At 75.0% G+C, this 22,740-nt stretch carries 18 protein-coding genes; 7 read left to right on the plus strand and 11 right to left on the minus strand.

The genetic code is table 11. From position 1 onward, the window contains the following. Positions 1 to 38: 38 nt before the first annotated feature. Positions 39 to 1,376, plus strand: coding sequence for a PLP-dependent aminotransferase family protein (locus tag ACFQ80_RS04795; protein ID WP_430562762.1), 1,338 nt, complete (start codon positions 39 to 41; stop codon positions 1,374 to 1,376). A gap of 3 nt (positions 1,377 to 1,379) precedes the next feature. Here the strand turns inward: ACFQ80_RS04795 and ACFQ80_RS04800 are convergent, their stop codons facing one another. Next, positions 1,380 to 2,594 carry an FAD-dependent oxidoreductase gene (locus ACFQ80_RS04800; RefSeq protein WP_430562763.1) on the minus strand — a complete coding sequence of 405 codons (1,215 nt, stop codon included), beginning with the start codon at positions 2,592 to 2,594 and terminating at the stop codon, positions 1,380 to 1,382. 141 nt (positions 2,595 to 2,735) lie between these two features. Between ACFQ80_RS04800 and ACFQ80_RS04805 the strand changes: the two genes are divergently transcribed. Further along, on the plus strand, positions 2,736 to 4,847 hold the full coding sequence (locus tag ACFQ80_RS04805) for a prolyl oligopeptidase family serine peptidase (RefSeq protein WP_430562764.1): 2,112 nt from the start codon (positions 2,736 to 2,738) through the stop codon (positions 4,845 to 4,847). 18 nt (positions 4,848 to 4,865) lie between these two features. On the opposite strand, the gene ACFQ80_RS04810 is transcribed toward ACFQ80_RS04805, so the two are convergent. Beyond that, entirely contained in the window at positions 4,866 to 5,513 is a 648-nt protein-coding gene (locus ACFQ80_RS04810) for a TetR/AcrR family transcriptional regulator (protein WP_430551642.1), read from the minus strand. A gap of 167 nt (positions 5,514 to 5,680) precedes the next feature. Here ACFQ80_RS04810 and ACFQ80_RS04815 point away from each other — a divergent pair, with 167 nt between their 5' ends. Next, positions 5,681 to 8,578, plus strand: coding sequence for an efflux RND transporter permease subunit (locus ACFQ80_RS04815; RefSeq protein WP_430551643.1), 2,898 nt, complete (start codon positions 5,681 to 5,683; stop codon positions 8,576 to 8,578). After that, on the plus strand, positions 8,575 to 10,893 hold the full coding sequence (locus tag ACFQ80_RS04820; protein ID WP_430562765.1) for a YhgE/Pip family protein: 2,319 nt from the start codon (positions 8,575 to 8,577) through the stop codon (positions 10,891 to 10,893). The genes ACFQ80_RS04815 and ACFQ80_RS04820 overlap by 4 nt, the downstream gene beginning before the upstream one ends. 18 nt (positions 10,894 to 10,911) lie before the next feature. Here the strand turns inward: ACFQ80_RS04820 and ACFQ80_RS04825 are convergent, their stop codons facing one another. Together ACFQ80_RS04825 and ACFQ80_RS04830 are read right to left on the minus strand one after the other, a co-directional pair. Further along, the gene (locus ACFQ80_RS04825) at positions 10,912 to 14,154 is read right to left on the minus strand and encodes a VWA domain-containing protein (RefSeq protein WP_430562766.1); all 3,243 of its coding nucleotides are present in this window, start codon (positions 14,152 to 14,154) and stop codon (positions 10,912 to 10,914) included. A 139-nt stretch (positions 14,155 to 14,293) separates the two neighbouring features. Next, positions 14,294 to 14,494, minus strand: a complete 201-nt coding sequence (locus tag ACFQ80_RS04830; RefSeq protein ID WP_430551646.1) for a hypothetical protein — start codon at positions 14,492 to 14,494, stop codon at positions 14,294 to 14,296. 71 nt (positions 14,495 to 14,565) lie between these two features. Between ACFQ80_RS04830 and ACFQ80_RS04835 the strand changes: the two genes are divergently transcribed. Next, positions 14,566 to 15,591 carry a hypothetical protein gene (locus tag ACFQ80_RS04835; RefSeq protein ID WP_430562767.1) on the plus strand — a complete coding sequence of 342 codons (1,026 nt, stop codon included), beginning with the start codon at positions 14,566 to 14,568 and terminating at the stop codon, positions 15,589 to 15,591. Positions 15,592 to 15,712: 121 nt separating this feature from the next. On the opposite strand, the gene ACFQ80_RS04840 is transcribed toward ACFQ80_RS04835, so the two are convergent. From ACFQ80_RS04840 to ACFQ80_RS04855, 4 genes are read right to left on the minus strand one after another with little or no spacing between them, the layout of a single operon-like run. Continuing rightward, positions 15,713 to 16,174: a PTS glucose transporter subunit IIA gene (locus ACFQ80_RS04840; protein ID WP_430562768.1), complete on the minus strand. Its 462-nt coding sequence runs from the start codon at positions 16,172 to 16,174 to the stop codon at positions 15,713 to 15,715. Further along, the gene (locus ACFQ80_RS04845; protein ID WP_429735428.1) at positions 16,174 to 16,404 is read right to left on the minus strand and encodes a PTS transporter subunit EIIB; all 231 of its coding nucleotides are present in this window, start codon (positions 16,402 to 16,404) and stop codon (positions 16,174 to 16,176) included. The genes ACFQ80_RS04840 and ACFQ80_RS04845 overlap by 1 nt, the downstream gene beginning before the upstream one ends. Before the next feature lie 59 nt (positions 16,405 to 16,463). After that, positions 16,464 to 16,715: a PTS transporter subunit EIIB gene (locus ACFQ80_RS04850; RefSeq protein WP_429765703.1), complete on the minus strand. Its 252-nt coding sequence runs from the start codon at positions 16,713 to 16,715 to the stop codon at positions 16,464 to 16,466. Then, positions 16,712 to 17,545: a GntR family transcriptional regulator gene (locus ACFQ80_RS04855; RefSeq protein ID WP_430551649.1), complete on the minus strand. Its 834-nt coding sequence runs from the start codon at positions 17,543 to 17,545 to the stop codon at positions 16,712 to 16,714. The genes ACFQ80_RS04850 and ACFQ80_RS04855 overlap by 4 nt, the downstream gene beginning before the upstream one ends. A gap of 291 nt (positions 17,546 to 17,836) precedes the next feature. Here ACFQ80_RS04855 and ACFQ80_RS04860 point away from each other — a divergent pair, with 291 nt between their 5' ends. Then, complete coding sequence (locus ACFQ80_RS04860; RefSeq protein ID WP_430551650.1) at positions 17,837 to 19,186, plus strand: PTS transporter subunit EIIC; 1,350 nt, start codon at positions 17,837 to 17,839, stop codon at positions 19,184 to 19,186. Then, positions 19,186 to 20,868, plus strand: coding sequence for a phosphoenolpyruvate--protein phosphotransferase (ptsP, locus tag ACFQ80_RS04865; protein WP_430562769.1), 1,683 nt, complete (start codon positions 19,186 to 19,188; stop codon positions 20,866 to 20,868). The genes ACFQ80_RS04860 and ptsP overlap by 1 nt, the downstream gene beginning before the upstream one ends. Positions 20,869 to 20,940: 72 nt before the next feature. Here the strand turns inward: ptsP and ACFQ80_RS04870 are convergent, their stop codons facing one another. From ACFQ80_RS04870 to ACFQ80_RS04880, 3 genes are read right to left on the minus strand one after another with little or no spacing between them, the layout of a single operon-like run. After that, on the minus strand, positions 20,941 to 21,498 hold the full coding sequence (locus ACFQ80_RS04870) for a vitamin K epoxide reductase family protein (protein ID WP_430562770.1): 558 nt from the start codon (positions 21,496 to 21,498) through the stop codon (positions 20,941 to 20,943). A gap of 59 nt (positions 21,499 to 21,557) precedes the next feature. Then, complete coding sequence (locus ACFQ80_RS04875; RefSeq protein ID WP_430562771.1) at positions 21,558 to 21,830, minus strand: HPr family phosphocarrier protein; 273 nt, start codon at positions 21,828 to 21,830, stop codon at positions 21,558 to 21,560. 31 nt (positions 21,831 to 21,861) lie between these two features. Beyond that, on the minus strand, positions 21,862 to 22,662 hold the full coding sequence (locus ACFQ80_RS04880) for a TetR/AcrR family transcriptional regulator (RefSeq protein WP_430562772.1): 801 nt from the start codon (positions 22,660 to 22,662) through the stop codon (positions 21,862 to 21,864). Positions 22,663 to 22,740 lie beyond the last annotated feature (78 nt).

The raw sequence follows: 22,740 nt of genomic DNA on the forward strand, positions 1-22,740 counted from the left end.
TCGGGGGCCGCTGTCGCCCGCCCAGGTCAGGAGTCCTGATGTCCGCGCTGCCCGTCCGCCTCGACCGCGGCGGCCGCGACCCGCTCGGCGCGCAGCTGTCCGCCCAGGTCCGCGACCTGGTCTCCCGCGGCACCCTGCGGCGCGGCGACCGGCTGCCCAGCACCCGTGCGCTCGCCGCGGACCTCGGCGTCGCCCGCTCGGTGGCCGAGCAGGCGTACGACCAGCTCATGGCCGAGGGGTGGCTGACCGCACGCCGCGGCGCGGGCACCTTCGTCGCCGCCGACGCCGTGCCCCGTCCCACGACCGGACCGCGACGGGCCGCCGGGCCGGCCACCGGCCTCGTGCGCCTGAGCACGGGCGAGCCGTGGATCGACCCGCGCCACCGCGCGGGGTGGCGGCGGGCATGGCGGGAGGTGTCGGCGACCGCGCCGCCGCGGGGGTACGACGACCCGTGCGGTCTGCCCGACCTCCGGGCGGCGCTCGCGGAACGCCTCGGCCGGACCCGGGGCCTCGTCGTGGACGCCGACGAGGTGGTGGTCACCGCCGGGACCACGGCCGGGTTCCGGGACCTGCTCGGCGTGCTGCCCGCGGGTCCCGTGGGCATCGAGGACCCGGGCTACCGGGCCGCCGTCGCGACGGCGCACGCCGTGGGCCGCACCGTCGTCGACCTGCCCGCCGAGGCCCGCCACGACGAGGGCGCCCTGCGCGGGCTGGCCGCCGCGTACGTGACGCCGGCGCACCAGCACCCGTTGGGACGGGTGATGCCCGCCGACGACCGCCGCGCGCTGCTCGCCGCGTCGCGGGCCACGGGAGCCGTGGTGGTCGAGGACGACTACGACTCCGAGCTGCGGTACGACGTGGCCCCGGTGCCGGCGCTCGCGGCGCTCGGCCGGGACCGGGTCGCCTACCTCGGCACGGCGTCGAAGTCCGCGCCGCCCGGGCTGCGGATCGGGTGGCTGGTGCCGCCCCCGGCGATGCTCGACGACGTGGTGCGGCAGCGCGACGTCGTGCACGACGTCGCGGCGTGGCCCACGCAGCGGGCCCTGCTGACGCTGCTGCGCGACGGCTGGCTCGACGCCGTCCTGCGCACCGCGCGCCGCGTGTACGCCGAGCGGGCGGCCCGCGTCGCCGCGGTGCTGGCGCCGCACGCCGCGCCGGCCGCGACGTCCGCCGGCATGTACTCGACGTGGCTGCTGCCGCCGGACGCCGCGCTGTCGGCCCGCGACGCCGCGCGGCGGGCGGGCTTCGACCTGCCCCTGCTGTCCGACCTGTGCCGCACCGCCGAGGTCACCGGCGTCGTCGTCGGGTTCGGCGGGGTGGACGACGCCGAGCTCGACCGCGCGCTCGCCGCGATCCGCGCGGGGCTGGGCGGCTGAGGACTACAGCAGGCCGTCGACGACCTTCGCCGCGAGGCCGAGCGCCGTCGTCGTGCCCAGCCCGTCCGCGACGGTCACGGTGGTGACGCCCGGTGCGGGGTCGGTGACGACGAACGGCGTGCCGGCGAACGGCCCGCGGCGCGGGCGGGGCACCGCGAGGTCGGGCACCGACCAGCGCCGCCGCACCTCGACGGGCCGCCCGAGCAGGGCCTCGGCCTCGCGCAGCAGCAGCGAGTCGGCGGTCTCCGACCGCTCGGGGTCGCGGTCGAGGCCGGCGCCGTCGCGGCGGTCGGCGTCCGTGCGACGGGCCTCGCCGAGGAGCAGCGTGTCGCCGTGCGGGGTGAACGCGAGGTGGACGCCGGCATCGAGCAGCTCCGGGGCGCTCGTGCGCAGCCGCTCGCGCACGTCCGCCAGCGCGGGGGAGTGCGCGGTGGCGGCATCGCGCAGGAGGGTCGTGCCGCCCAGCACCGCGGGGCCGGCGGCGTCGTGCCGGCGGCCCGGCGTCGCCACCCGGAGCACCTGCCGCACGTCGGGCCGCAGCCCGGCGCGCGCCGCCTCGTCGGGGAAGAACCGGTCCAGGTCGGGTCCGACGGCGACCAGCACCCGGCGCGCCACGACCTCGCCGCGCGACGTGCGCACCAGCGTGCGCCCCGTGCCGGCCTCGAAGGTGAGCGCCGTCGTCGACCACGCGACGTCGGCGCGCGGCCGGGAGTCGAGCGCGGCGGCGAGCGCCCGGAGGGCGTCGCGCGGCTCGACCCGCAGGTCGAGCGGGAGGAACGCGCCGCCGACGACGTCGCCCGCGCTCGTCAGCCCGGCACGCCGGCCTGCCTGCGCGGCGTCGAGGAGCAGCGCGTCGCCGTCGCGGGCGGCCACGAGGTCGTCCAGCACCGCGAGCTCGTCCTCGGAGCGCGCCACGACGACGGCGCCGGTGTCCTTGACCCAGAAGCCGGCCTCCCGGCCGAGCTTCAGCCAGCGCTCGCGCGACGCCAGCGCGCACGACAGCGTCGCGGCGTCCTGCGTGGTGACGGCGACGTGGCCGCTGCGCCGGGCGGACGCGCCGTCGGGCCGCGGGTCGCGCTCCACCACCAGCACCGAGTGCCCGCGGGCGTGCGCCTCCAGGGCGTGCGCGAGCCCGACGATCCCCGCCCCGACGACGACCAGGTCGGCGGTGGCGGGCAGCGGCGGCAGGTGGGCGGCGCGGGGCGACGGCGGTCTCACGACCAGACCGTGCCCGATCGGGCGTCGCCCGCTCAACCGCAGGAGGCGCCCCCGCGAACAAGTTCAGCGAACGTTCATCCGGTGTTCCCCGTGGTCGCCGCCCGACCGCCCGGGGGGCGCGGGCTGTGGTAGACCGGGCGCGTGAGCCAGGACGACGACGCCCCCACGCCCTTCGACGACCTCGACCGCTACCTGGAGCTCCCGCGGGTGGGAGGGCTCGCGCTGAGCCCGGACGGCACACGCCTCGTCACGACCGTCCAGACGCTCGACGCGAAGCGCACCGGCTGGACGACCGCCGTCTGGGAGGTGGATCCCGCCGGCGTCGCCCCGGCGAGGCGGCTGACGCGCAGCCGCAAGGGCGAGTCGTCGGCGGTGTTCGCGGCTTCGGGCGACGTGCTGTTCACGTCGGCGCGGCCGGACCCGGACGCGGAGCAGGACGACGACGAGCCGAAGGCGGCGCTGTGGCTGCTGCCCGCGGGCGGCGGCGAGGCGCGGGTCGTCGCGACGGCTCCGGGCGGGGTCGGCGGGGTCCTCGCGGCCCGCGCGGCCGACGTCGTGTCGGTCTCCGCGCCGGTGCTGCCGGGCGCGGCGGGCCTCGCCGAGGACGCGGCGCTGCGCAAGGACCGCACGGACCGCAAGCTCTCGGCGATCCTGCACGCCGGCTACCCGGTGCGGCACTGGGACCACGACCTGGGCCCGGACGAGGAACGCCGGTTCGCGGGCTCGCTCGGCGGTGGCGACCGGCTCGAGCTGCGCCCGCTGACCGGCGCGGGGCGTCAGCTCGACGAGCACGAGGCCGACCTGACGGCCGACGGCACCACGCTCGTCATGACGTCGGGCGTGGCCGACCCGGGCGCGGCGCGGCGGGTCACGCTGGTCGCGGTCGACACGGCGTCGGGGGAGCGCCGGACGCTGGTGGACGACCCGGACGCGGACGCCTTCGCGCCGGCGGTGTCGCCGGACGGGCGGTGGGTGGCGTTCGGGTCCGAGACGATCACGACGCCGGAGCAGGCGCCCGAGGTGCGGCTCGGCCTGGTCCGGCTCGACGACCAGGACGGCGAGCTCGCCGCACCCGAGATCCTCGCCGACGACTGGGACCGCTGGCCCACGTCCGTCGCGTGGCTGCCCGACGGCTCGGGGCTGGTCGTGACCGCCGACGATGACGGCCGCGGCCCGGTGTTCCTGCTGACGTTCGGCGCGGGCGGCCTGGGCGGCCAGGAGCCGGTCACGGTGGAGCGCGTGACGAGCGACGACGCGTCGTTCAGCGACGTCCGCGTCGCTCCCGACGGCTCGGCGCTGTACGCGCTGCGCAGCAGCTATGCGGCCCCGGCGGAGCCGGTGCGGGTCGATCTCGCCGCCTTCCTCGCGACCGGCGCCGCCGGCGGGCGCACCCCCGTCGCCGCCGACGCGCTGCGCGGGCCCGTCCCCGCCCCCGCGCTGCCGGGCACGCTCACCGAGGTCGAGACGACGACGGCGGACGGCGCGCGGGTGCGCGCCTGGCTCGCGCTGCCCGAGGGCGCTGCCGCGGACGCGCCCGCGCCGCTGCTGCTGTGGATCCACGGCGGCCCGTTGAGCACGTGGAGCGCCTGGAGCTGGCGCTGGAACCCGTGGCTGATGGTGGCCCGCGGGTACGCCGTCCTGCTGCCCGACCCGGCGCTGTCCACCGGGTACGGGCAGGACTTCGTGCAGCGCGGCTGGGGCGCCTGGGGCGGGGCGCCGTTCACCGACCTCATGGCGATCACCGACGCCGTCGAGGCCCTGCCGGAGGTGGACGAGAGCCGCACCGCCGCGATGGGCGGGTCGTTCGGCGGGTACATGGCGAACTGGGTGGCCGGGCACACCGACCGCTTCCGCGCGATCGTCACCCACGCCAGCCTGTGGGCGCTGGACCAGTTCGGCCCCACCACCGACCACGCCTACTACTGGCTGCGTGAGATGACGCCGGAGATGGCGGAGGCGAACAGCCCGCACCGGTCCGTCGCGGACATCCGGACCCCGATGCTCGTCGTGCACGGCGACAAGGACTACCGCGTGCCGATCGGGGAGGGGCTGCGGCTGTGGCGCGAGCTGCTCACCGACTCGGCGCTGCCCGCCGCCGACGACGGGACCACCGTGCACCGGTTCCTGTACTTCCCGGACGAGAACCACTGGGTGCTCGCGCCGCAGCACGCGAAGGTCTGGTACCAGGTGGTGCTGGCGTTCCTGGGCGAGCACGTGCTGGACGAGGGGCCGGAGCTGCCCGCCTTCCTGTAGCCGGCCGGCGGCGGGCGGTCAGGCGGGGGTGACGATGAGGTCCACGAGGACCTCGAGCATGGCGCTCGCGTCCTTGCGGGCGGTGACGGCGGGCAGCATCGACGCCCGCTGGCCGGCCTCGTGGGCGCCCAGCAGCAGGTCGATGGCCACGTGGTCGTCGACGGCGAAGCGCAGGCCGAGGGCGGCCATGACGCGGTTCAGCGCGGCGATCATCTCCCCGCGGAGCACCTGCTGCTGGTCCACGTAGCGCTGCGCGATCTGGGGGTCACGCAGGGCGAGCAGCTCGAACTCGAGCTCCATCACGCACCAGGACGTCTTGGCGGCGGGGTCGGGCAGCACGGACGCGATGACCTCCCGCACGGTGGCGCGGAACCCCTCGGGCGTCTGCAGGGCCGCCGGGTCGACGGTGGTCACCGCGCGCTCGAGGGCGCCCAGGTGGCCGCGCGCCTCGCGCTCCGTGAGCGCGAGGAACAGCTCCTCCTTGCTCGCGAAGTTCGAGTAGAAGGCGCCGCGGGTGAAACCGGCCGCCTCGCACACCGCCTCGATCGACGCGGCCTGGACGCCCACCTGCGCGAACACCTGGAACGCGGCGTCGAGCAGGCGCTCGCGGGTGCGCTCGCGCCGGGGCGAGCGACCGGGGCCGACCGTAGCCTCGTCGGGAGTCACGCTCTCGGTGGTCAGGGGGTCCTCCTCGGGATGCTGCCGGTACCGGCACGGTGCGGGCGCCGCGCCCGGCCGGGCCCACTCTAGCCAATACAGCGACGTATCGGATACGTTCGTGCATCGGATACAGTGCCGTATCGAATCCCTGCTCCGTCGTCCCGGGAGAGCCTGTGTCCTCCGTCCTGTACTCCCTCGGCCGCTGGGCCGCCCGGGCCCGGCGGCTCGTCGTCATCGGCTGGGTGCTGGTGCTCGCCGTCGTCGGCGGAGCGGCCGGCCTGCTCTACCAGGGCTTCGACAACTCCGTGACCATCCCGGGCACCGAGTCGCAGGACGCGCTCGACAGTTTGTCCGCCACGTTCCCGCAGGTCAGCGGCTCCTCGGCGCAGATCATCGTCGTCGCCCCCGACGGTTCCACGATCGACGACGACGCGGTGCGCGGACCGATCACCGACACCGTCGACGACCTCGGCGAGCTCGACCAGGTCGCCGCCGTCACCTCCCCGTACGACGACCAGATGGCCGCGTCGGTCAACGACGACGACACCGCCACGCTGCTGACGATCCAGCTCGACGGCGACCAGTCCGTCATCACCGAGGACACCAAGGACGCGCTGCACACCGCGAGCGACGACCTCGCCGCCGCCCTGCCGGCGGGGTCGCAGACCAGCCTCGGCGGCGAGCTGTTCAGCGTCGAGTTCCCGGCCCTGAGCATCATCGAGGCGATCGGCGTCGTCGTCGCGCTCGTGGTCCTCATCATCACGCTCGGCTCGTTCGTCGCGGCCGGCCTGCCGCTGGTGAACGCGCTCATGGGCGTGGGCGTGTCGATGCTCCTGCTGCTCACCGCCACCGTGTTCGGCCCGATCAACTCGACGACGCCCATGCTCGGCCTCATGCTCGGCCTCGCGGTGGGCATCGACTACGCGCTGTTCATCGTGTCCCGGCACCGCGAGCAGCTCGCCGCCGGGCTCGAGGTGGACGAGTCGATCGCGCGCGCCACCGCGACGGCGGGCTCGGCCGTCATCTTCGCCGGCCTCACGGTGATGATCGCCCTGGTGGGCCTCGGCGTCGCCGGCATCCCCTTCCTCACCGTGATGGGCATCGCCGCCGCCGTGGCGGTCGGCATCGCGGTCCTCGTCTCGCTCACGCTGCTGCCCGCGCTGCTGTCCTTCTCCGGCGAACGGCTGCGGCCGCGTGCCCCGCGCGCCGCCCGCAAGCCGAAGGGGAAGGCCAAGCGCGCCGCCGCGCCGGCCGCGGGCGTCCACCGCAACCGGTTCTTCGACGGCTGGGTGCGAGGCGCCACCCGCTTCCCGGTCCTCACGATCGTGCTCGTCGTGGGCGCCATCGCCGCCCTCGCCTGGCCGGCCACGAACCTCCGCCTCGCGCTGCCCGACGCCGGCACGCTGCCGGAGGACAACAGCGCCCGCGTGACCTACGACCTGGTGGGCGAGGAGTTCGGCGAGGGCTTCAACGGCCCCCTGATCGTGACCGGCTCGATCGTCACCAGCAACGACCCCGTGAAGCTCATGGACGAGCTGGGCGACGAGATCGGTGACCTGCCCGGCGTCGCCGACGTGCCGCTCTCCACCCCCAACGAGACCGCCGACACCGGCATCGTCCAGGTGGTCCCGGAGGGCGGGCCGACGTCGCAGGAGACCAAGGACCTGGTCAACGAGATCCGCGACCAGCACGACCACTACCTCGACAAGTACGGCGTCGACCTGTCCGTCACGGGCTTCGCCGCGGTCGGCATCGACGTCTCGGACAAGCTCGGCGCCGCGCTGCTGCCGTTCGGCCTGGTCGTCGTGGGCCTGTCGCTCGTGCTGCTGACGATGGTGTTCCGCTCGATCTGGGTGCCGATCAAGGCCTCGCTCGGCTACCTGCTGTCCGTCGGGGCGGCCTTCGGCGTGGTGACGCTCGTGTTCGAGAACGGCGTCCTCGCCGACGCGCTCAACGTCACGAAGCTGGGCCCCGTCATCAGCTTCATGCCGATCATCCTCATGGGCGTGCTGTTCGGCCTGGCGATGGACTACGAGGTCTTCCTCGTGTCCCGCATCCGGGAGGACTACGTGCACGGCGGCGACGCCCGCCGCGCGGTGCGCTCGGGCTTCCTCGGCTCGGCCAAGGTGGTCACGGCCGCGGCGGTGATCATGTTCGCCGTCTTCGTCGCGTTCGTGCCCGAGGGCGACATGACGCTCAAACCCATCGCGCTCGGCCTCGCGGTCGGCGTGCTCGTGGACGCGTTCGTCGTGCGCATGACGCTCGTGCCCGCCGTGCTCCATCTCCTGGGCGACCGGGCCTGGCACATGCCGCGCTGGCTCGACCGCGTCCTGCCCACGTTCGACGTCGAGGGCGAGGGCCTCACCAAGGAGCTGCGGCTCGCGTCGTGGCCGGAGCCCGACGCCACGGACGCCGTCGCCGCGCGCGACCTCGAGGTCGCCGGGCCGGAGGGGAGCGACGCGCCCGTCGTGGGGCCGGTGAGCGTGCGGGTGCCCGACGGCGGCGCGCTGTGCGTGCACGGCGACGCCGCGGCCCCCGTGTCGGCGCTGCTGCTCGCCCTCGCCGGGCGCATGTCGCCCGACGCCGGGGCGGTCAAGGTGACCGGTCTGGTGCTGCCGGAGCGCGCGATGACGGTGCGCGGCCGCGTCGCCGTCGTCGACGCCCTCGCCGAGCACGGTCGCCCCGCCGCGACGGTCGACGCCGCGGTGCGCGACGGCGCGCGGGTCGTGGTCGTGGACCGCACCGACGCCGTCGCCGACCGCCCGGCCCGCGAGGCGCTCGCCGCCGCGCTCGCCCGGGCGCAGCGCGGCGGGACGGCGGTGCTGCTGGGCGCCAGCGGCGTCGCGGCGACCGACCTGCTCGACGACGGCACCGGCCGCGAGGTCGCCGTGCTCGACGTCGGCGCCGGCTGGGGCGCGCCGAGCGTGCTCACCGGCGCGGACGTGCCCCCGCCCCCGCCCGCGCCCGCCGACGAGCACCACCCCGCGCCCGCGGAACCCGACCCCGCGGCCACCGACGAGATCGACGACCCCATCGAGGGTGACACCCACGTGCAGGAGGTGCGGGCATGACCGCCCCGACCATCGACACCCGGACGCGCCGCGACCCCTGGCGCATCGCCGCCGTCGCGCTGCTGCCGATCATGGTGCTCGGGCTGCTGCTCGCGGCGCTGTGGAACCCGCAGGACCGGCTGGACCAGGTGCCGGCCGCCATCGTCAACCTCGACGAGCCGGTCGAGGTCCAGGGGCAGACCGTGCCGCTGGGCCGCCAGCTCGCGTCCGGGCTGGTCAGCGGCGGCGAGACCGCCGACGGGGCCAAGGCAGCCCAGCCGGCCGAGGACGCCACGAACTTCGACTGGACGATCACCGACGAGGAGTCGGCCGCCGACGGGCTCGCGAACGGCACCTACGCCGCCGTCGTGACCATCCCGGAGGACTTCTCCGCGGCCGCCACCTCGTACGGGAACGACGACCCGTCCGAGGCCCGGCAGGCCACCATCGACGTCAGCACCCCGCCCGGCGGCCGCGTGGCCGACGACGCGCTCGCCCGCGTGGTCGCCGCCACCGCCACGTCCGTCATGTCGAGCACGCTCACCGAGACCTACGTCGACAACGTGCTGGTCGGTTTCAACGAGCTGTCCGACGGCATCGGGCAGGCGCAGGACGGCGCCGTGCAGCTCGCCGACGGCGCGGGCCAGACGCAGGACGGCGCCGACCAGCTCGCGGACGGCGCGGGCCAGGTCGCCGACGGCGCGGGCGACCTCGCCTCGGGCGTGGGCGAGCTCGGCACCGGCGCGGACCAGCTCGCCTCCGGCGCGGACGACCTGGCCGGGGGCGCGGACCAGCTCGCCGGCGGCGTCTCGCAGAGCGCGTCGGGCGCGGACGGCATCGCGAGCGGGGTCGAGGACCTCGCCGCGGGGACGAAGGGGCTGGCCGCCGGCGCGAGGGACCTCTCCGACGGCCTCGCGCTGCTGTACGACGGCACCCCCGAGACACCCGGGGTCTCCGCGTTGCCGGAGCAGGCGCAGCAGCTGGCCGACGGGTCGGCGGGCGTCGCGGTCGGCGTCGACGGGCTGGTCGACAGCCTCACCGGCGCGGCCGGCACGGCCGACGACGCGCTGGCGGACCTGGCCGACCGGCTGGGCTGCGACGGCACGCCGGGGGAGCTGCTCCCGCCGGAGGTCGCGGACCTCCTGACTCCGCAGCAGCTCGAGGAGCTCGGCAAGGCTCTGGCCGGCCAGAGCGCCGACGCCTGCGCGCAGATCGAGGAGGCCCAGGCGGGCCTCGCCGCGCAGACGGACCAGCTCGGGCAGCTGCAGGACGGCGCCCGGCAGGTCGCGGACGGCAACCAGGCGATGGCGACCGGCCTCGGCGAGCTCGCCGGCGGCGTCGACGACCTGTCCGAGGGTGCCGACGGCCTGGCCGGCGGCATGGAGGAGACGGCGTCCGGCGCCGGTGACCTCGCGGCAGGTGCCCGGGGCCTCGCGAACGGGCTCGGCTCGCTGAGCACCGGCGCCTCCACCCTCGCGGGCGGCGCCGGGGAGCTCGCCACCGGCACGCAGGGGCTGGCCTCCGGCGTGGACGAGCTCGGGGGCGGCGCGAACCAGCTCGCGACCGGCACCGAGGGCATCGCCTCGGGCGCCGGTGACCTGGCGGGCGGCGTCGGGCAGCTCGCGTCGGGCGCGGACGACCTGGCCTCCGGGCTCGACGACGCGAAGAACCAGATCCCGACGTACACGGACGACGAGCGTCAGACGCTCGCGTCGGTGGTCGCGGAGCCCGTGGCGGCGCCGTCGGCGTCCGGCATCAGCACGGGGGCGTCGGGCCCGCTGTTCGCGGTCGTGGCGCTGTGGCTGGGGGCGCTGGCCCTCATGACGGTGTTCCCGCCGGTCATGGCGCGGGCCCTGGGCTCGACGCGTGACTCGGTGCGGCTGGCCCTGTCCGCGTTCTGGCTGCCGGCGGCCGTCGGGGCCGGGACGGGCGCGCTGATCGGCGTGATCCTCGCGGCGGTCGAGAAGCTCGACGCGGGGGGATGGGTCGGGTCGATCCTCGTGGGGGCGGTCGCGTCGGTGGCGTTCGTCGCCGTGCACCAGGGCTTCCTCGGCTGGCTCGGCAACCTGGGCCGCGGCATCAGCCTGCTGATCGCCGTCCTGCTCATCGCGACGGGCGTCGTCGCGACCGTGCCCGCCGCCCTGCAGGGGCTGGTCGACGCGCTGCCGATCGGTGCCGCGCGCGACGCCCTGACGGCGGTCGTGGTGCCCGCGGCCGGCGGTCTCGGGATGGGCGTGACCCTGCTCGTGCTGTGGGGGCTGGGCGGTCTCGCGCTGGCGGCCCTCGTCACCGCGCGGGGCCGGCGGCTCGGGGTACGGCGCCTGCTGCGCGCCTGATCCCGCGGGCGGCGGTCGTCAGGAGCGCGACCGCCGCACCACGAGCGTCACCGTCCCCGCCACGAGGAGCAGGACGGCGAGCAGCAGCAGGCCGCCGCCGAACCCGGTGACCGGCAGCGAGCCCCACGGTCCACCTGACGTGCCCGGACCGGCGTCTCCGCCGTCGCTCCCCGGGGCGCCCGGGCCCGCCGACGGGGGCGTCGTGGGCGCGGTGGTCGGCGTCGCCGACGGGCTGGGCGACGGCGACGGGCTGGCCGTCGGTGTCGGGGTCACCGAGGGCGTCGGGCTCGGCGAGGGGGTCGGTCCCGCGTCGTCGTCGTTCGCCACCGTGCAGGTCACGACCGTGCCTCCGGTGAGGGTCACCGTGTCGTCCTCGACGGCGAGCGGGTCGCCCTCGGCGGCGCACGTCCACCCGAGCGACGTGTAGCCCGCGGGCCCGTCCTCGGACAGCGCGTAGTCGCCGGGCGCCACCTCGGCCCCGGTGACCTCGTCCGCGCCCGTCACGCCCGTGACGGGCGTCGGGCCGTCGGCCGCCAGCGTCCAGTCCTCGGGCTCGGCCGTGCCGCCGTCGTCGTTGACGACCTCCTTGACGAGCGTCAGCCTCGCGCCCACGGCCCGGTTGGTGAGCAGGCAGTCCGCCGACTCCGGCCAGACGAGCTCGATCGTGAACAGCCGGTCCCCGACGCGGTCGCCGCCGTCGCTGATGCGGCACACCTGGTCGACCAGCTCGTAGCCGAGCGGCCCGTCCTCGGTGATGAGATACTCGACGCCGGGTCGCAGGAAGACCTCGTCACCGGCGAGGGAGCCCGTGACCGTCTGGGGTCCGAGCCCCTCCGGGAGGTCGTCGCCGAGGGGCGTCGCGGTGAGCTCCCAGTCGCCGGGCACGGCCGTGCCGCCGAACGAGTCGTCCACCGCCTTGCGCAGCCGCAGCGGGTCCGTGTCGTTGTAGGCCGTGCACTCCACGTGCGTGCCGAAGAAGACCTGCACGCCGCCGTTGAGGCCGTCGGAGAAGCCGGGAACGGGGTTGCCGTCGGCGTCGATCTCCCGGCACACCCAGCTGCCGGACGAGCCCGGCCTCGGTGTGGCCGTCGGGTCGACGAACTGCGCGTACCGCGGGTCGCCGCCCGACTCCGTCAGCGTGTACAGGGCCTGCGGGATCACGTCGCCCTCGACGCCCGTGGTGCCGTTGAGCGCTTCGGCGCCGTCGGGGTCCAGGGCCGTGAGCGTCCACTGCTCCGGTGTGGCCGGGCCGCCGCCGCGCACCTCCTTGACCAGGGAGAGCTGCGTCGTGCACTCCACCTCGTTGGTCACCAGGAACGTGTTGACACCCTCGTCGAGCGTGAACGACCCGCCGAGCTCCCCCTCCGCGCCGCCCGGGCCGGTGACCGAGCTGTCGGTCAGCGTGCAGAAGCGCGGCATGCCGGCGCCCGTCTCCCCGAGGGTCTCGTCGACGGTCACCTCGTCGCCCTCGGCGAACCCGGTGGTGCCGGCTCCGCCCCACGGCACGGAGGCGTCGTTCAGCAGCGCGCCGGCGGTCAGCTCCGACGGCTGCGACCCGTGGGCCACCGGGTCCGCGCCGTTGATCGACCACTGCTTGTCCACCACCACCGACGCGGGAGGCACCGGCGACTCGTTGTACACGGTGCAGGTGAGGACGGAGCCCTGGTCCACGTCGGCGGTGAACTCCGTCCCGTCGTCGCTGCTCTCCACCGGGACGACCTGCGGCTCGCCCGGCTGCGAGATGTCCCGGCAGACGGCGTTGTCGAGCGTGCCGTCGTCGTCGCCGTCCGTCGGGTGCGGGACGAAGCCGCCCTGCAGCGTCTCGGTGATGGTCACCGACCCCGAGCCGGTCTCGCCCGGGAAGCCGAACTGGAAGTTCACGCCGCCGGTCGCGTCGGTGACGGCGGTGGTGTCTCCCTCGGAGACGGCGTCCCCGTCGAAGGCGGCGTCGAAGGTCCAGCCCGGCATGAGCTCGGCCCCGGTGATGTCGCCGTCGGGCGTGCCCGGCGGCACGACCTGCTTGACCACGCTGATCGACGGGGTGCAGCCGGCCAGCGCGATCGCCCGCAGCTCGGCCCCCGCCTGCGCGTAGTCGGTGGTGCGGAAGTAGTCGGAGCCCTCGACGGGGCCGGAGATGGCCACCAGGTTCTGCCGGCTGCCCTCGGCCGTCAACCCGTCGCCGACGCCGAACGCCACGACCCGGGTGCCGGCGGCCTTGAGGGCGTTCGCCGAGAAGATCCCCCGCTCGGTCTCGCGGAACCGGGTGTTGCTCCCGTTGCCCTGGCCGTTGCCCCACAGCGTCGGGTTCCCGTCGGTGAGGACGATGACCATGTCGTACTGGGCGGCCTCCGGCACCACCTGGTACAGGCCCTCGTCCCAGTTGGTCGCGCCGCCGGCCGTGTACCCGTTGATCGAGGCGGTGAGGGCGGCGGCGTTGGTCGCGCTGGAGACGGGGGTGCGCGGCACGTTCGCGTTGTTGCTCGTGTTGGCGGGGGCGGTGTTCGCGAACGTGTACAGGCCCATCGTCGACGGCGTGCCCGTGAGCGCGCCGACGAACTGGGTCGCCGCCGCCTTGAGGGACGTGATCTGACCGGCCACGGAGCCGGACACGTCGGTGACCAGCGCGACGTCGATGCCGCACTGCTCGGGCGCCGGCGGGTTCGAGCGGGACGACTGCCAGACGCCGCCCGAGGCCGTCGGGCCCGTGCCGGTCGACACCATGAAAGGGGTGGTGCCCGGTGCGCCCGTGGAGGAGTACGTCACGCCCGCCTGCATGGCCGGGGTGAGGAAGCGGTACGGACGGGACGTCATCGACGCGGTGGTGCCGGTGCCGAGCGCCGCGTTCGTCGTGAAGCCCGCGGGCGCGCCCGTCTGCTCGACGAGGAAGTACCGCCCGCGGTTGCCGCCGCTCCCGGTGGCCGTGTCCGTCTGCGGCACGACGAAGCTGCAGTCCCCGTCGGCGTCGGAGGTGCAGAATCCCCAGTCGTCCGTGACGAGGTCGCCCGCGGCACCCGCCTGGTTGCTGTAGCGCAGCTGGAGCCCGACGCCGGGGAGGAGGGAGACCTCCGACGTCGACTGCCGGTCGGCGCCCGTCTTGACGGTGATGACCGACGTGGTCGTCGTGACCGGCGGCACCTCGGCACCCGCAAGCGGCGGGGCCGTGGCCCCGGCGACCAGCAGCCCGACGATCCCCAGGCTCGCGACCGCAGCGGCCACCCGCGAGGTCCGGCGGGTCCGTGCGGTCGTCACGTCGTGCGTCATGCGGCCTCTCCTCCGAGCGATGAAGAAGGTCAGGACCCGCAGAGGCCCCACGTCGGCGAGGGATGGGCCTGACGCTTCACCGTGCCACGGCCCCCGCGATACCGCGCGCCGAGCAGCGGCGACGCGGCCTGCGCCGCGCTCAGAGCCCGTGGCTCGCGCGGGCGGCGGCGCGCTGCCAGCGGAGCACGAGGACGGCGTCGGCGCGTCGTCGCGCGGCGTGGCCCAGGTGAGCGACCTGGCGGTGCTCGAGGAGAGCGTGCAGGTCGTGGTCGAGCGCCCAGGTGAGGGCGCGCCGGACGTCGTCGAAGTCGGGCGCGAGCAGGGCTGGTGCGGGTCTCACGCGGGGAGAGATGTCCGACTCGCCGGTTTGTGACATCGGGGTGTGTCACCGGTCTGCACCAGACTCGCCGCATGGACCTCACCCAGGCGCGCGAGACCAAGGCACAGCTCAGCGGCTTCGCCCGTGACCTGGCCGAACGGCACGGCGTGCCCGCCAGCCCGTACGCGGTCGGCGACGACGCCACCCCCGCCGACGTGGTGCGCGCGCCCACCCTCTCGCTGGGCCTCGCGCCCCAGGGCGACGGGGGCTTCGGCATCGCCGTGCGCTACCGCCTCGGGGTCCCCACCGCCCGGTCGTTCGTGCGCAAGCTCGCCGCCGAGGCGGGCGACGCCGTCGACGTGCGCCGCACCGGCCGCATCCGCACCCTCGGGGCGCAGGTCCGCCCGCCCGTCGCCACGGCCCGGGCCCTCGGGGAGACCGACCGGGTACGGCCGTTGCGGCCGGGCGTCTCGATCGCCCACGTGGACGTCACCGCGGGGACGCTCGGTGCGTTCGTGGTGAAGGCGGACGACGCCGCGCGGTACGTCCTGTCCAACTTCCACGTGCTGGCGGGGTCGCCGTCCGCGCAGGTGGGGGACGTCGTCGTGCAGCCCGGCCCGGCCGACGGCGGCCGCGCGCCCCAGGACCGGGTCGGCACCCTCGCGCAGGTGGTGCCGCTGACGCCGGGCGAGCCGGCCACGGTGGACGCGGCCCTCGCCGTGCTGGACGACGGGGTCGAGATCGACCCGACGTACCCGGTGGGCACGGTGACCACCACGGCCGTCGCGGTGGGCGGCGAGGCGGTGGCGAAGATCGGGCGCACCACGGCGCACACGCAGGGCCGGGTCACGGCCATCGAGATGGACGACGTCGTCGTCGGGTACGGCGACGAGCTCGGCGCGCTGTCCTTCGACAACCAGATCGAGGTGGAGGGCACCGGCGGCGCGTTCTCGCGCGGCGGCGACTCCGGGTCGCTGGTCTACCGCGAGGACGGCGTCGCGCTCGGCCTGCTGTTCGCCGGCTCCGAGACGGGCGGCGCCGACGGCACCGGGCTGACGTACTGCAACCCGGTCGACGCCGTCCTCGAGGCCCTGGGCGTCACCCTCGTGCCGAGGTAGTCCACGATTCGCCGAGGTAGCTCGAGATCTGCCGAGGTAGTTCGAGCCCTCGCGAGGTAGCGAACTACCTCGCGGGCCTGCGAACTACCTCGGCAGATCTCGAACTACCTCGGCGGGTGCGTCAGCCCCAGGTGAGCAGGTCCTCGCCGTGCTCGACCATCGTGCCGACCTGCGCGAGGTGGTCGACGGCGTCGGGCGTGGCCTCGAGCGCGACGACGGGGCAGACGGCGGACTTGCCGCCGTCGCGCACGGCCGCCGGGTCCCACGTGACCAGCACGGTGCCGCGCTGCACGACGTCGCCCTCGGACGCGTGGGTCGTGAAGCCCTCGCCGCCGAGCCTGACGGTGTCGATGCCGAGGTGCACGAGCACGGCGCGGCCGTCGTCGTGCTGCACGACGAACGCGTGCGGGTGCAGCTTGACGATCGTGCCCGTGATGGGCGCGACCGCCTCGCGCCCGCGGACGCCGTCGGGCTCGATCGCGAGGCCGGGGCCGACGAGGCCGGCGGAGAACACCGGGTCGTCCACCTCGGACACGTCGACGACGGTGCCGGTGACGGGCGCGAGGACGGTCAGCGCCGTCATCAGCGGAGGTCCTCGATGTCCGAGGCGAGCGTGTCGGCCTCGGGGCCGACGATGACCTGGATGGCGACGCCGGAGCGCACGACCGCGATGGCGCCGGCCTTCGTGAGGTCGGCGTCGATCACCTTGGCGGGGTCCTCGACCTCGACGCGCAGCCGGGTGATGCACGGCTCGAGGTCGATGATGTTGTCGTCGCCGCCGAGCGCGTCGAGGATCTGCTGTGCCTTGCTCATGATGCTCCTTGGTGGGGTCCGGGTGGAGATTCCGGGGGGCGTGGGGTGCGGGGCCGCGCTCACATGAGCTCGGCGAGGTCGGAGGCGATCGTGTCGACGCGCGGGCCGACGACGACCTGCACGACGCGCCCGTTGATCATCACGCCGAACGCGCCGGCGCGCTTCAGCAGCGCGGCGTCGACGAGGGCCGGGTCCTTGACGAGGGACCGCAGCCGGGTGGTGCACGGGTCGATCTCCTCGATGTTCTCCACCCCGCCGAGGCCGGCGAGGATCGAGGCGGCGAGCTGTGCGTCGGGGTCGGGCGTGCTCATCGGGGGCTCCCTTCGGGGATGCGTCCGGGGCGTTCGGAAGGCTGGACGGGACGGCCGGCGTCGGTGCCGGTGCCGGGGTCGGCGGACCGCGTGCGGGGGACGAGCGTGGGCCGTGCCTCGCGCAGGGGCACGAAGACGCTGTACCGGTCGCCGCGGTAGCTGGCACGCGAGTACATGACGGCGGCGTCGCCGCCGAAGGTGCGCCGGGCGGTGCGCATGACGGCGCGGGAGCCCTGCATCTGCAGGGCCTCGAGCTCCTCGGGGGTGGCGTCCGCGGCGGTGATGACCTCCTCGCCCCAGGTGGGGTCGAGGCCGCGCTCGCGCAGCGCCGCGTAGATGCTGTCGGGCACGCCGCCGGAGAGCAGGTCGGGGGCGAGGTCGACGGGGATCCACGACTCCTCGACGCTCATCGGGTTGCCGTCGGCGGTGCGCAGCCGCACCACGTGGTGCACCGGGGTGCCGACCTCGCGGTCCAGCGCCTCGGCGACGACGGCGGGCGCGGGCAGCTGCTCGCGCCGCAGCACCGTGGCGCCGGGGACGAGGCCGCGGCGCCGCGCCTCCTCGCCGAACGTCGTCAGGCGCATCTCGAAGTCGGCGCGCGGCGGGGCCACGAACGTGCCGCGGCCCTGCGCGCGCTCCAGCACGCCCTCGGTGACGAGCGCGTCGATCGCCTGGCGCACGGTCATCCGCGACACGCCGAACTTCTCGGTGAGGCTGCGCTCGGACGGGATCGCGTCGCCGACGGCGAGCTCGGTCGTGACGAGGTCGGCGAGGTACGCGCGCACCGCGAGGTACTTGTGCTCGCCGGGGCGAGCGCCGTCCCTGACCATCCTCGTGTCCTGTCCTGCCCTGTGATCGGCATCGATCTGCGTGCTGTGCGACATCGGGACCAGTATCGGGCGTCGCGGCCCGCTCCCGGTGCGGTGTCCTCCCCGCCGAACCGCGGGGTTGACACATCATGAGGTCTAGACCACTCTTCCTGCAAGTGGTCCAGACAACCTGCCGGTGGCAGCGTGTGGAGCACCGGCAATGACGCCCCGACGTCGCGACACTGCCGCCGGACGACGCAGGCACGGCCTGCCGGACACGCCCGCCCCCGGGCCATCCATCGGAGGAGAACCATGACCACGGTCGCAGAGACCAAGCAGAAGCGGAGCATCCCCGGCTTTGCCCAGCTGCAGCGGGTGGGCCGCTCGCTGATGCTGCCCATCGCCTCGCTGCCCGCCGCCGCCCTGCTGCTGCGTCTCGGGCAGCCCGACATGCTCGGTGGTCCCGCGGGTGTCGCCGGCACCTTCTCGTGGATGCAGCCGGTGGCCGACGTCCTCGGCGCCGCGGGCAACGCCCTGTTCGCCAACCTGGCGCTGATCTTCGCGCTCGGCGTCGCGGTCGGGTACGCCCGCAAGTCGGACGGCTCCACCGCGCTGGCCGCGCTGATCGGCTACCTCGTCTTCACGGGCGTCACCGACGTGCTGTCCCCGTACGTCCTCGGCCTGGACGACAAGGGCGAGCAGCTGATGATCGACTACGGCGTGCTCGGCGGCATCGTCATCGGTCTCACCGCGGCGCTGCTCTACCAGAAGTACTACCGGATCAAGCTGCCCCAGTACCTCGCGTTCTTCGGCGGCCGCCGCTTCGTCCCGATCGTCACCGCGGGGATGTCGGTGCTCATCGCCGTCGTCGGCGCGCTGATCTACCCGGCCTTCAACTGGCTGATCAACGACCAGATCGGCGGCTTCGTCACCGGCTCCACCGTGCTGGGCGCCTTCGTCTACGGCACCCTCAACCGCCTGCTGCTGCCGATCGGCCTGCACCACCTGCTCAACTCGCTGCCCTGGTTCCAGTTCGGCTCCTACACCGACGCGTCCGGAGCCGTGTGGAACGGCGACATCGCACGCTTCCTGCACGGTGACCCGACCGCCGGCACGTTCATGACCGGCTTCTTCCCGATCATGATGTTCGCCCTGCCGGCCGCGGCGCTCGCCATCATCCACACGGCGAAGCCGAAGAACCGCAAGGTCATCGCCGGTGTCATGGGCTCCGCCGCCCTGGTCGCGTTCGTCACCGGCGTCACCGAGCCGCTCGAGTTCGCGTTCGTCTACGTCGCCTACCCGCTGTACGCGATCCACGCGGTCCTCACCGGCACCTCGATGGCTCTCGTCAACGCGCTCGGCATCCGCGACGGCTTCGGATTCTCCGCGGGCGTCATCGACTACCTGCTGAACTTCCGCATCGCGGAGATGCCGCTGCTGCTGATCCCGATCGGGCTCGGCTACGCGGTCCTCTACTACTTCCTGTTCCGGTGGGTCATCACGAAGTGGAACCTGCGGACCCCCGGGCGCGAGGACGACCCCGAGGCCACGGCCGCGGTCGTCGGCGACCAGGCGGTGACCGACCAGAAGGAGGCCGCCGCGGTGCCGGCCGGCGGCGCCCCCGGTGGCGAGGGCGCCGCGAAGGAGAAGGGCTCCGTCTGATGAGCACCACCCTCACCGGTGCCCCGGTGAGCCCCGGGCGGGCGGCCGGCGTCGTCGTGACGATGCCGGCCCCCGTCCCGGAGCCCCCCGCGGCGGCCCTCGACACGTCCGACGGCTCCGGTGCCGACGACGCGGTGTCCCGCCTGGGCGCCGCGACGTCCGCCGTCCGGGACCGCCTCGCCGCGCAGGCGGCGCAGGCCACGGGGACGGCGGCGGACGTGCTCGCCGTGACCGCCGCGATGGCGGCCGACCCCACGCTCGCGTCCGACGCCGAGCGGCGCGTGCGCGAGTCGGGCGCGACCCCCGAGCGGGCCGTGTGGGACGCCGCGAACGCGCTCGCCGCGCAGCTCGAGCCGCTCGGCCCGCCGCTGAGCGAGCGGGCCCGCGACGTGCGCGACGTGCGCGACCGCATCGTCGCCGAGCTCACCGGGGTGCGGCCGCCGGGCGTGCCCTCGCCCGGCCACCCGTTCGTGCTGGTCGCCGAGGATCTGGCGCCCGCCGACACGGCGACCCTCGACCCGGAGGCGGTCGTCGCCATCGTCACCAGCGGCGGCGGCCCCACCTCGCACACGGCGATCCTGGCGCGCGCGCTCGGCATCCCCGCGGTCGTCGCGGCCCGGGGCGCGGAGGACCTCGCCGACGGCGAGACCGTCGTCGTCGACGGCGGCGCCGGCACCGTGCTGCGGGACCCGTCGGACGCGGAGGTCCAGGCCGCGCGCAGCGCGGTGCGCGTCGAGCGCGAGTTCGACGGCCACGGCCGCACGGCCGACGGGCACCGGGTGGAGCTGCTCGCCAACGTGGCCGACCCGGACGCCGCGCAGGCCGCCGTCGCCGCGCACGCCGAGGGCGTGGGCCTGTTCCGCACCGAGTTCTGCTTCCTCGGGCGTGACGTCGAGCCGACCGTCGAGGAGCAGGTCGCCGCCTACCGCGGCGTCCTGTCCGCGTTCGCCGGCCGCAAGGTCGTCGTCCGCACCCTCGACGCCGGGGCGGACAAGCCGCTGCCCTTCGTCACCGCCGACGACGAGCCCAACCCGGCGCTCGGCGTCCGCGGCCTGCGCACCGCCGTCGCCCACCCGGAGGTGCTGGACCGGCAGCTCCAGGCGATCGCCGCGGCCGCCGAGGCCGAGTCCGCGGAGGTGTGGGTCATGGCGCCGATGGTCGCCACCACGGACGAGGCGCGGTCGTTCGTCGCCGCGTGCGAGGCGCACGGGCTGCGGCGCGCCGGCGCGATGATCGAGGTCCCCGCCGCCGCGCTGCGGTCGCGGTGGGTCTTCGAGCACGCCACGTTCGGCAGCATCGGCACCAACGACCTCACGCAGTACGCGATGGCCGCCGACCGGATGCTCGGCGACCTCGCCGCGCTGTCCACGTCGTGGCAGCCCGCCGTCCTCGAGCTGGTGCGCGCCACCTGCGAGGGCGCGCACTCCCGCGGCCGGCCGGTCGGCGTGTGCGGCGAGGCGGCGGCCGACGCCGTCCTCGCGCCCGTGCTCGTGGGCCTCGGCGTGAAGTCGCTGTCCACGACGCCGCGGGCGCTCGCGGACGTCGCGGCGGTGCTGGCCGAGGTGTCGTTCGTGCGGTGTCGCGAGCTCGCCCGCGTGGCCCTGGAGCAACCCGACGCCGACGCCGCCCGGTCCGCCGTGCGGCGCGAGCTGGTCGACGTCCTGGATCCCCTCGGCCTCTGACACCGACCCGGGTGCGGTGAGCGGGCGGGTGGCCCACCTCTCGACGAGAGGGCCGCCCGCCCGCTCACGCCATCAGGCGAAGAGGGCCGTGCCGTACTTGAGCAGGACGACGGCGGCGAGGAGCAGGAACCAGGCGGCGGTGAGGATGCCGAACGCGCCGGAGCGCACCAGCGACATCGCCCACGACTGCATCCGGGCCGGCCAGTAGAGGTTGTCCTCGAGGATGTTCCAGTGCAGCATCGACGCGAAGACCAGCGTCGTGGAGACGGTGATCGTCAGGCACCACGGGCAGAGCGCGCCGATGACGAACATCGACTGCCAGAACAGCCAGTACGCGAAGACGAACCCCAGCAGGTAGACGGTCTGGGCGGCCGTCATGAACCAGCGCGGGAACCGCACGCCGGCCAGGCCCGCGACGGCCACGGTGATGACCACGGACTCGGCGATCAGCCCGAGGAACGCGTTGGGGAAGCCGAACAGGCTGGCCTGCCACGACGTGCCGACCGTGCCGCACGAGATCACGGCGTTGATGTCGCACGCCAGCGCGGCGTCCGGGTTCGCCGCGAGCTCGACGGCGTCGACCGACAGCACGAAGGCCGCGACGAGCCCGACGAGCGCCCCGACGAGCATCTCGCCGAACAGCCAGCCGGCCGAGTGGAAGAACCCGCTCGGCCGGGCGGGCCTGTCCGTCAGGCCACCGCTTCCTGCGACAGGAACTCGACGAGGGCGTCGAGCGCGGTGCTGGCGTCGTCGCCGTCGGTCTCGGTGCGCAGCACCACCTCGTCGCCGACCGAGGCGCCGAGGGTCATGATCCCGAGGATGCTCGCGGCGTCCACGGCGTCGCCGCCGGCGGTCTTGGCGATCTTCACGGGCACCGGCTGCTGGCCGGCCTTCTGCGCGAAGAGCGCGGCCGGGCGGGCGTGCAGGCCCTCGATGATGGCGACGACGACGGTGCGTTCCATGGGGTCCTCCGGGACGGTGGTCTGGACCAGTTCATCGTAGGGACGAGCCGCCGGGTTGGGAAGTCCCGCGCGCGCGGTCGATCGCCATGCCCACGGAGTCGAGCAGCCGCTCCAGCGAGGCCTCGAACGGCGTGGCCTCGGCGTCGAAGCCGCCCGCGTCCCAGATCCGCAGCATGGTGGGGTAGCGCTGCGGGTCGAAGTGGTCCACCCAGAAGCTGCTCATCGACGTCCAGTACTCGTCGTTGCTCTGCCCGGAGGCGTCCTTCTCCGCGGACTCCGCGACGGTCGAGCGCGCCAGCCCGCGCACGAACGCGTCGACGAGCCCGACGATCTCCACCACCTGACGCTCCGGCAGCCCGGTGTCCACGAGGGTGCGCAGCCCGCACTCCTGCGCGTCGAGGACCGACGGGGTGAGGGGCAGGCGCCACATGTTGGTCTGCAGGATCCACGGGTGGCGCTGGAACAGCTCCCAGTGTGCGCGCGCGTACGCGGCGAGGCCGTCGCGCCAGGTCGCCGTGGCGGGCGGCAGCCCGAGCTCGGCGAAGGCCCGGTCGATCATGAGGTCCAGCAGCTCCGTGCGCCCCGGCACGTACGTGTACAGCGACATCGCGCCGACGCCGAGACGCGCCGCGACCTTCCGCATCGACAGCCCTTCCAGCCCGTCGGCGTCGGCGATCGCGGTGCCCGCGCCGACGACGTCGTCGAGGGTCAGCCGGGCCCGGCGGCCGCGGCCCGACGGCTGCGGCGGGTCCCACAGCAGTGCCAGCCGCCGCACGACCTCGGGCGGGCGGGGGACGCCGTCGTCCGGCGGCTGAGGCGAAGTGCTCGACATGGCTCGTCATCCTCCCATCCCGGCGGTCTCGTCCTCGCGCACGGGTCTTGTCGGACCCCCTGGCTAGAGTCGAGACTA

Origin of the sequence: Isoptericola sp. NPDC056578, assembly GCF_042793275.1 — a bacterium.
Lineage (GTDB): Bacteria > Actinomycetota > Actinomycetes > Actinomycetales > Cellulomonadaceae > Isoptericola.

Bases quoted from the DNA above. Each gene is read 5' to 3' on its own strand.
- ACFQ80_RS04845 (WP_429735428.1), bottom strand. From the start codon at position 16,404: ATGAGCAAGGCACAGCAGATCCTCGACGCGCTCGGCGGCGACGACAAC.
- ACFQ80_RS04850 (WP_429765703.1), bottom strand. From the start codon at position 16,715: ATGAGCACGCCCGACCCCGACGCACAGCTCGCCGCCTCGATCCTCGCC.
- ACFQ80_RS04840 (WP_430562768.1), bottom strand. From the start codon at position 16,174: ATGACGGCGCTGACCGTCCTCGCGCCCGTCACCGGCACCGTCGTCGAC.
- ACFQ80_RS04855 (WP_430551649.1), bottom strand. From the start codon at position 17,545: ATGGTCAGGGACGGCGCTCGCCCCGGCGAGCACAAGTACCTCGCGGTG.
- ACFQ80_RS04835 (WP_430562767.1), top strand. From the start codon at position 14,566: ATGGACCTCACCCAGGCGCGCGAGACCAAGGCACAGCTCAGCGGCTTC.
- ACFQ80_RS04825 (WP_430562766.1), bottom strand. From the start codon at position 14,154: ATGACGCACGACGTGACGACCGCACGGACCCGCCGGACCTCGCGGGTG.
- ACFQ80_RS04880 (WP_430562772.1), bottom strand. From the start codon at position 22,662: ATGTCGAGCACTTCGCCTCAGCCGCCGGACGACGGCGTCCCCCGCCCG.
- ACFQ80_RS04820 (WP_430562765.1), top strand. From the start codon at position 8,575: ATGACCGCCCCGACCATCGACACCCGGACGCGCCGCGACCCCTGGCGC.
- ptsP (WP_430562769.1), top strand. From the start codon at position 19,186: ATGAGCACCACCCTCACCGGTGCCCCGGTGAGCCCCGGGCGGGCGGCC.
- ACFQ80_RS04795 (WP_430562762.1), top strand. From the start codon at position 39: ATGTCCGCGCTGCCCGTCCGCCTCGACCGCGGCGGCCGCGACCCGCTC.
- ACFQ80_RS04870 (WP_430562770.1), bottom strand. From the start codon at position 21,498: ATGCTCGTCGGGGCGCTCGTCGGGCTCGTCGCGGCCTTCGTGCTGTCG.
- ACFQ80_RS04875 (WP_430562771.1), bottom strand. From the start codon at position 21,830: ATGGAACGCACCGTCGTCGTCGCCATCATCGAGGGCCTGCACGCCCGC.
- ACFQ80_RS04860 (WP_430551650.1), top strand. From the start codon at position 17,837: ATGACCACGGTCGCAGAGACCAAGCAGAAGCGGAGCATCCCCGGCTTT.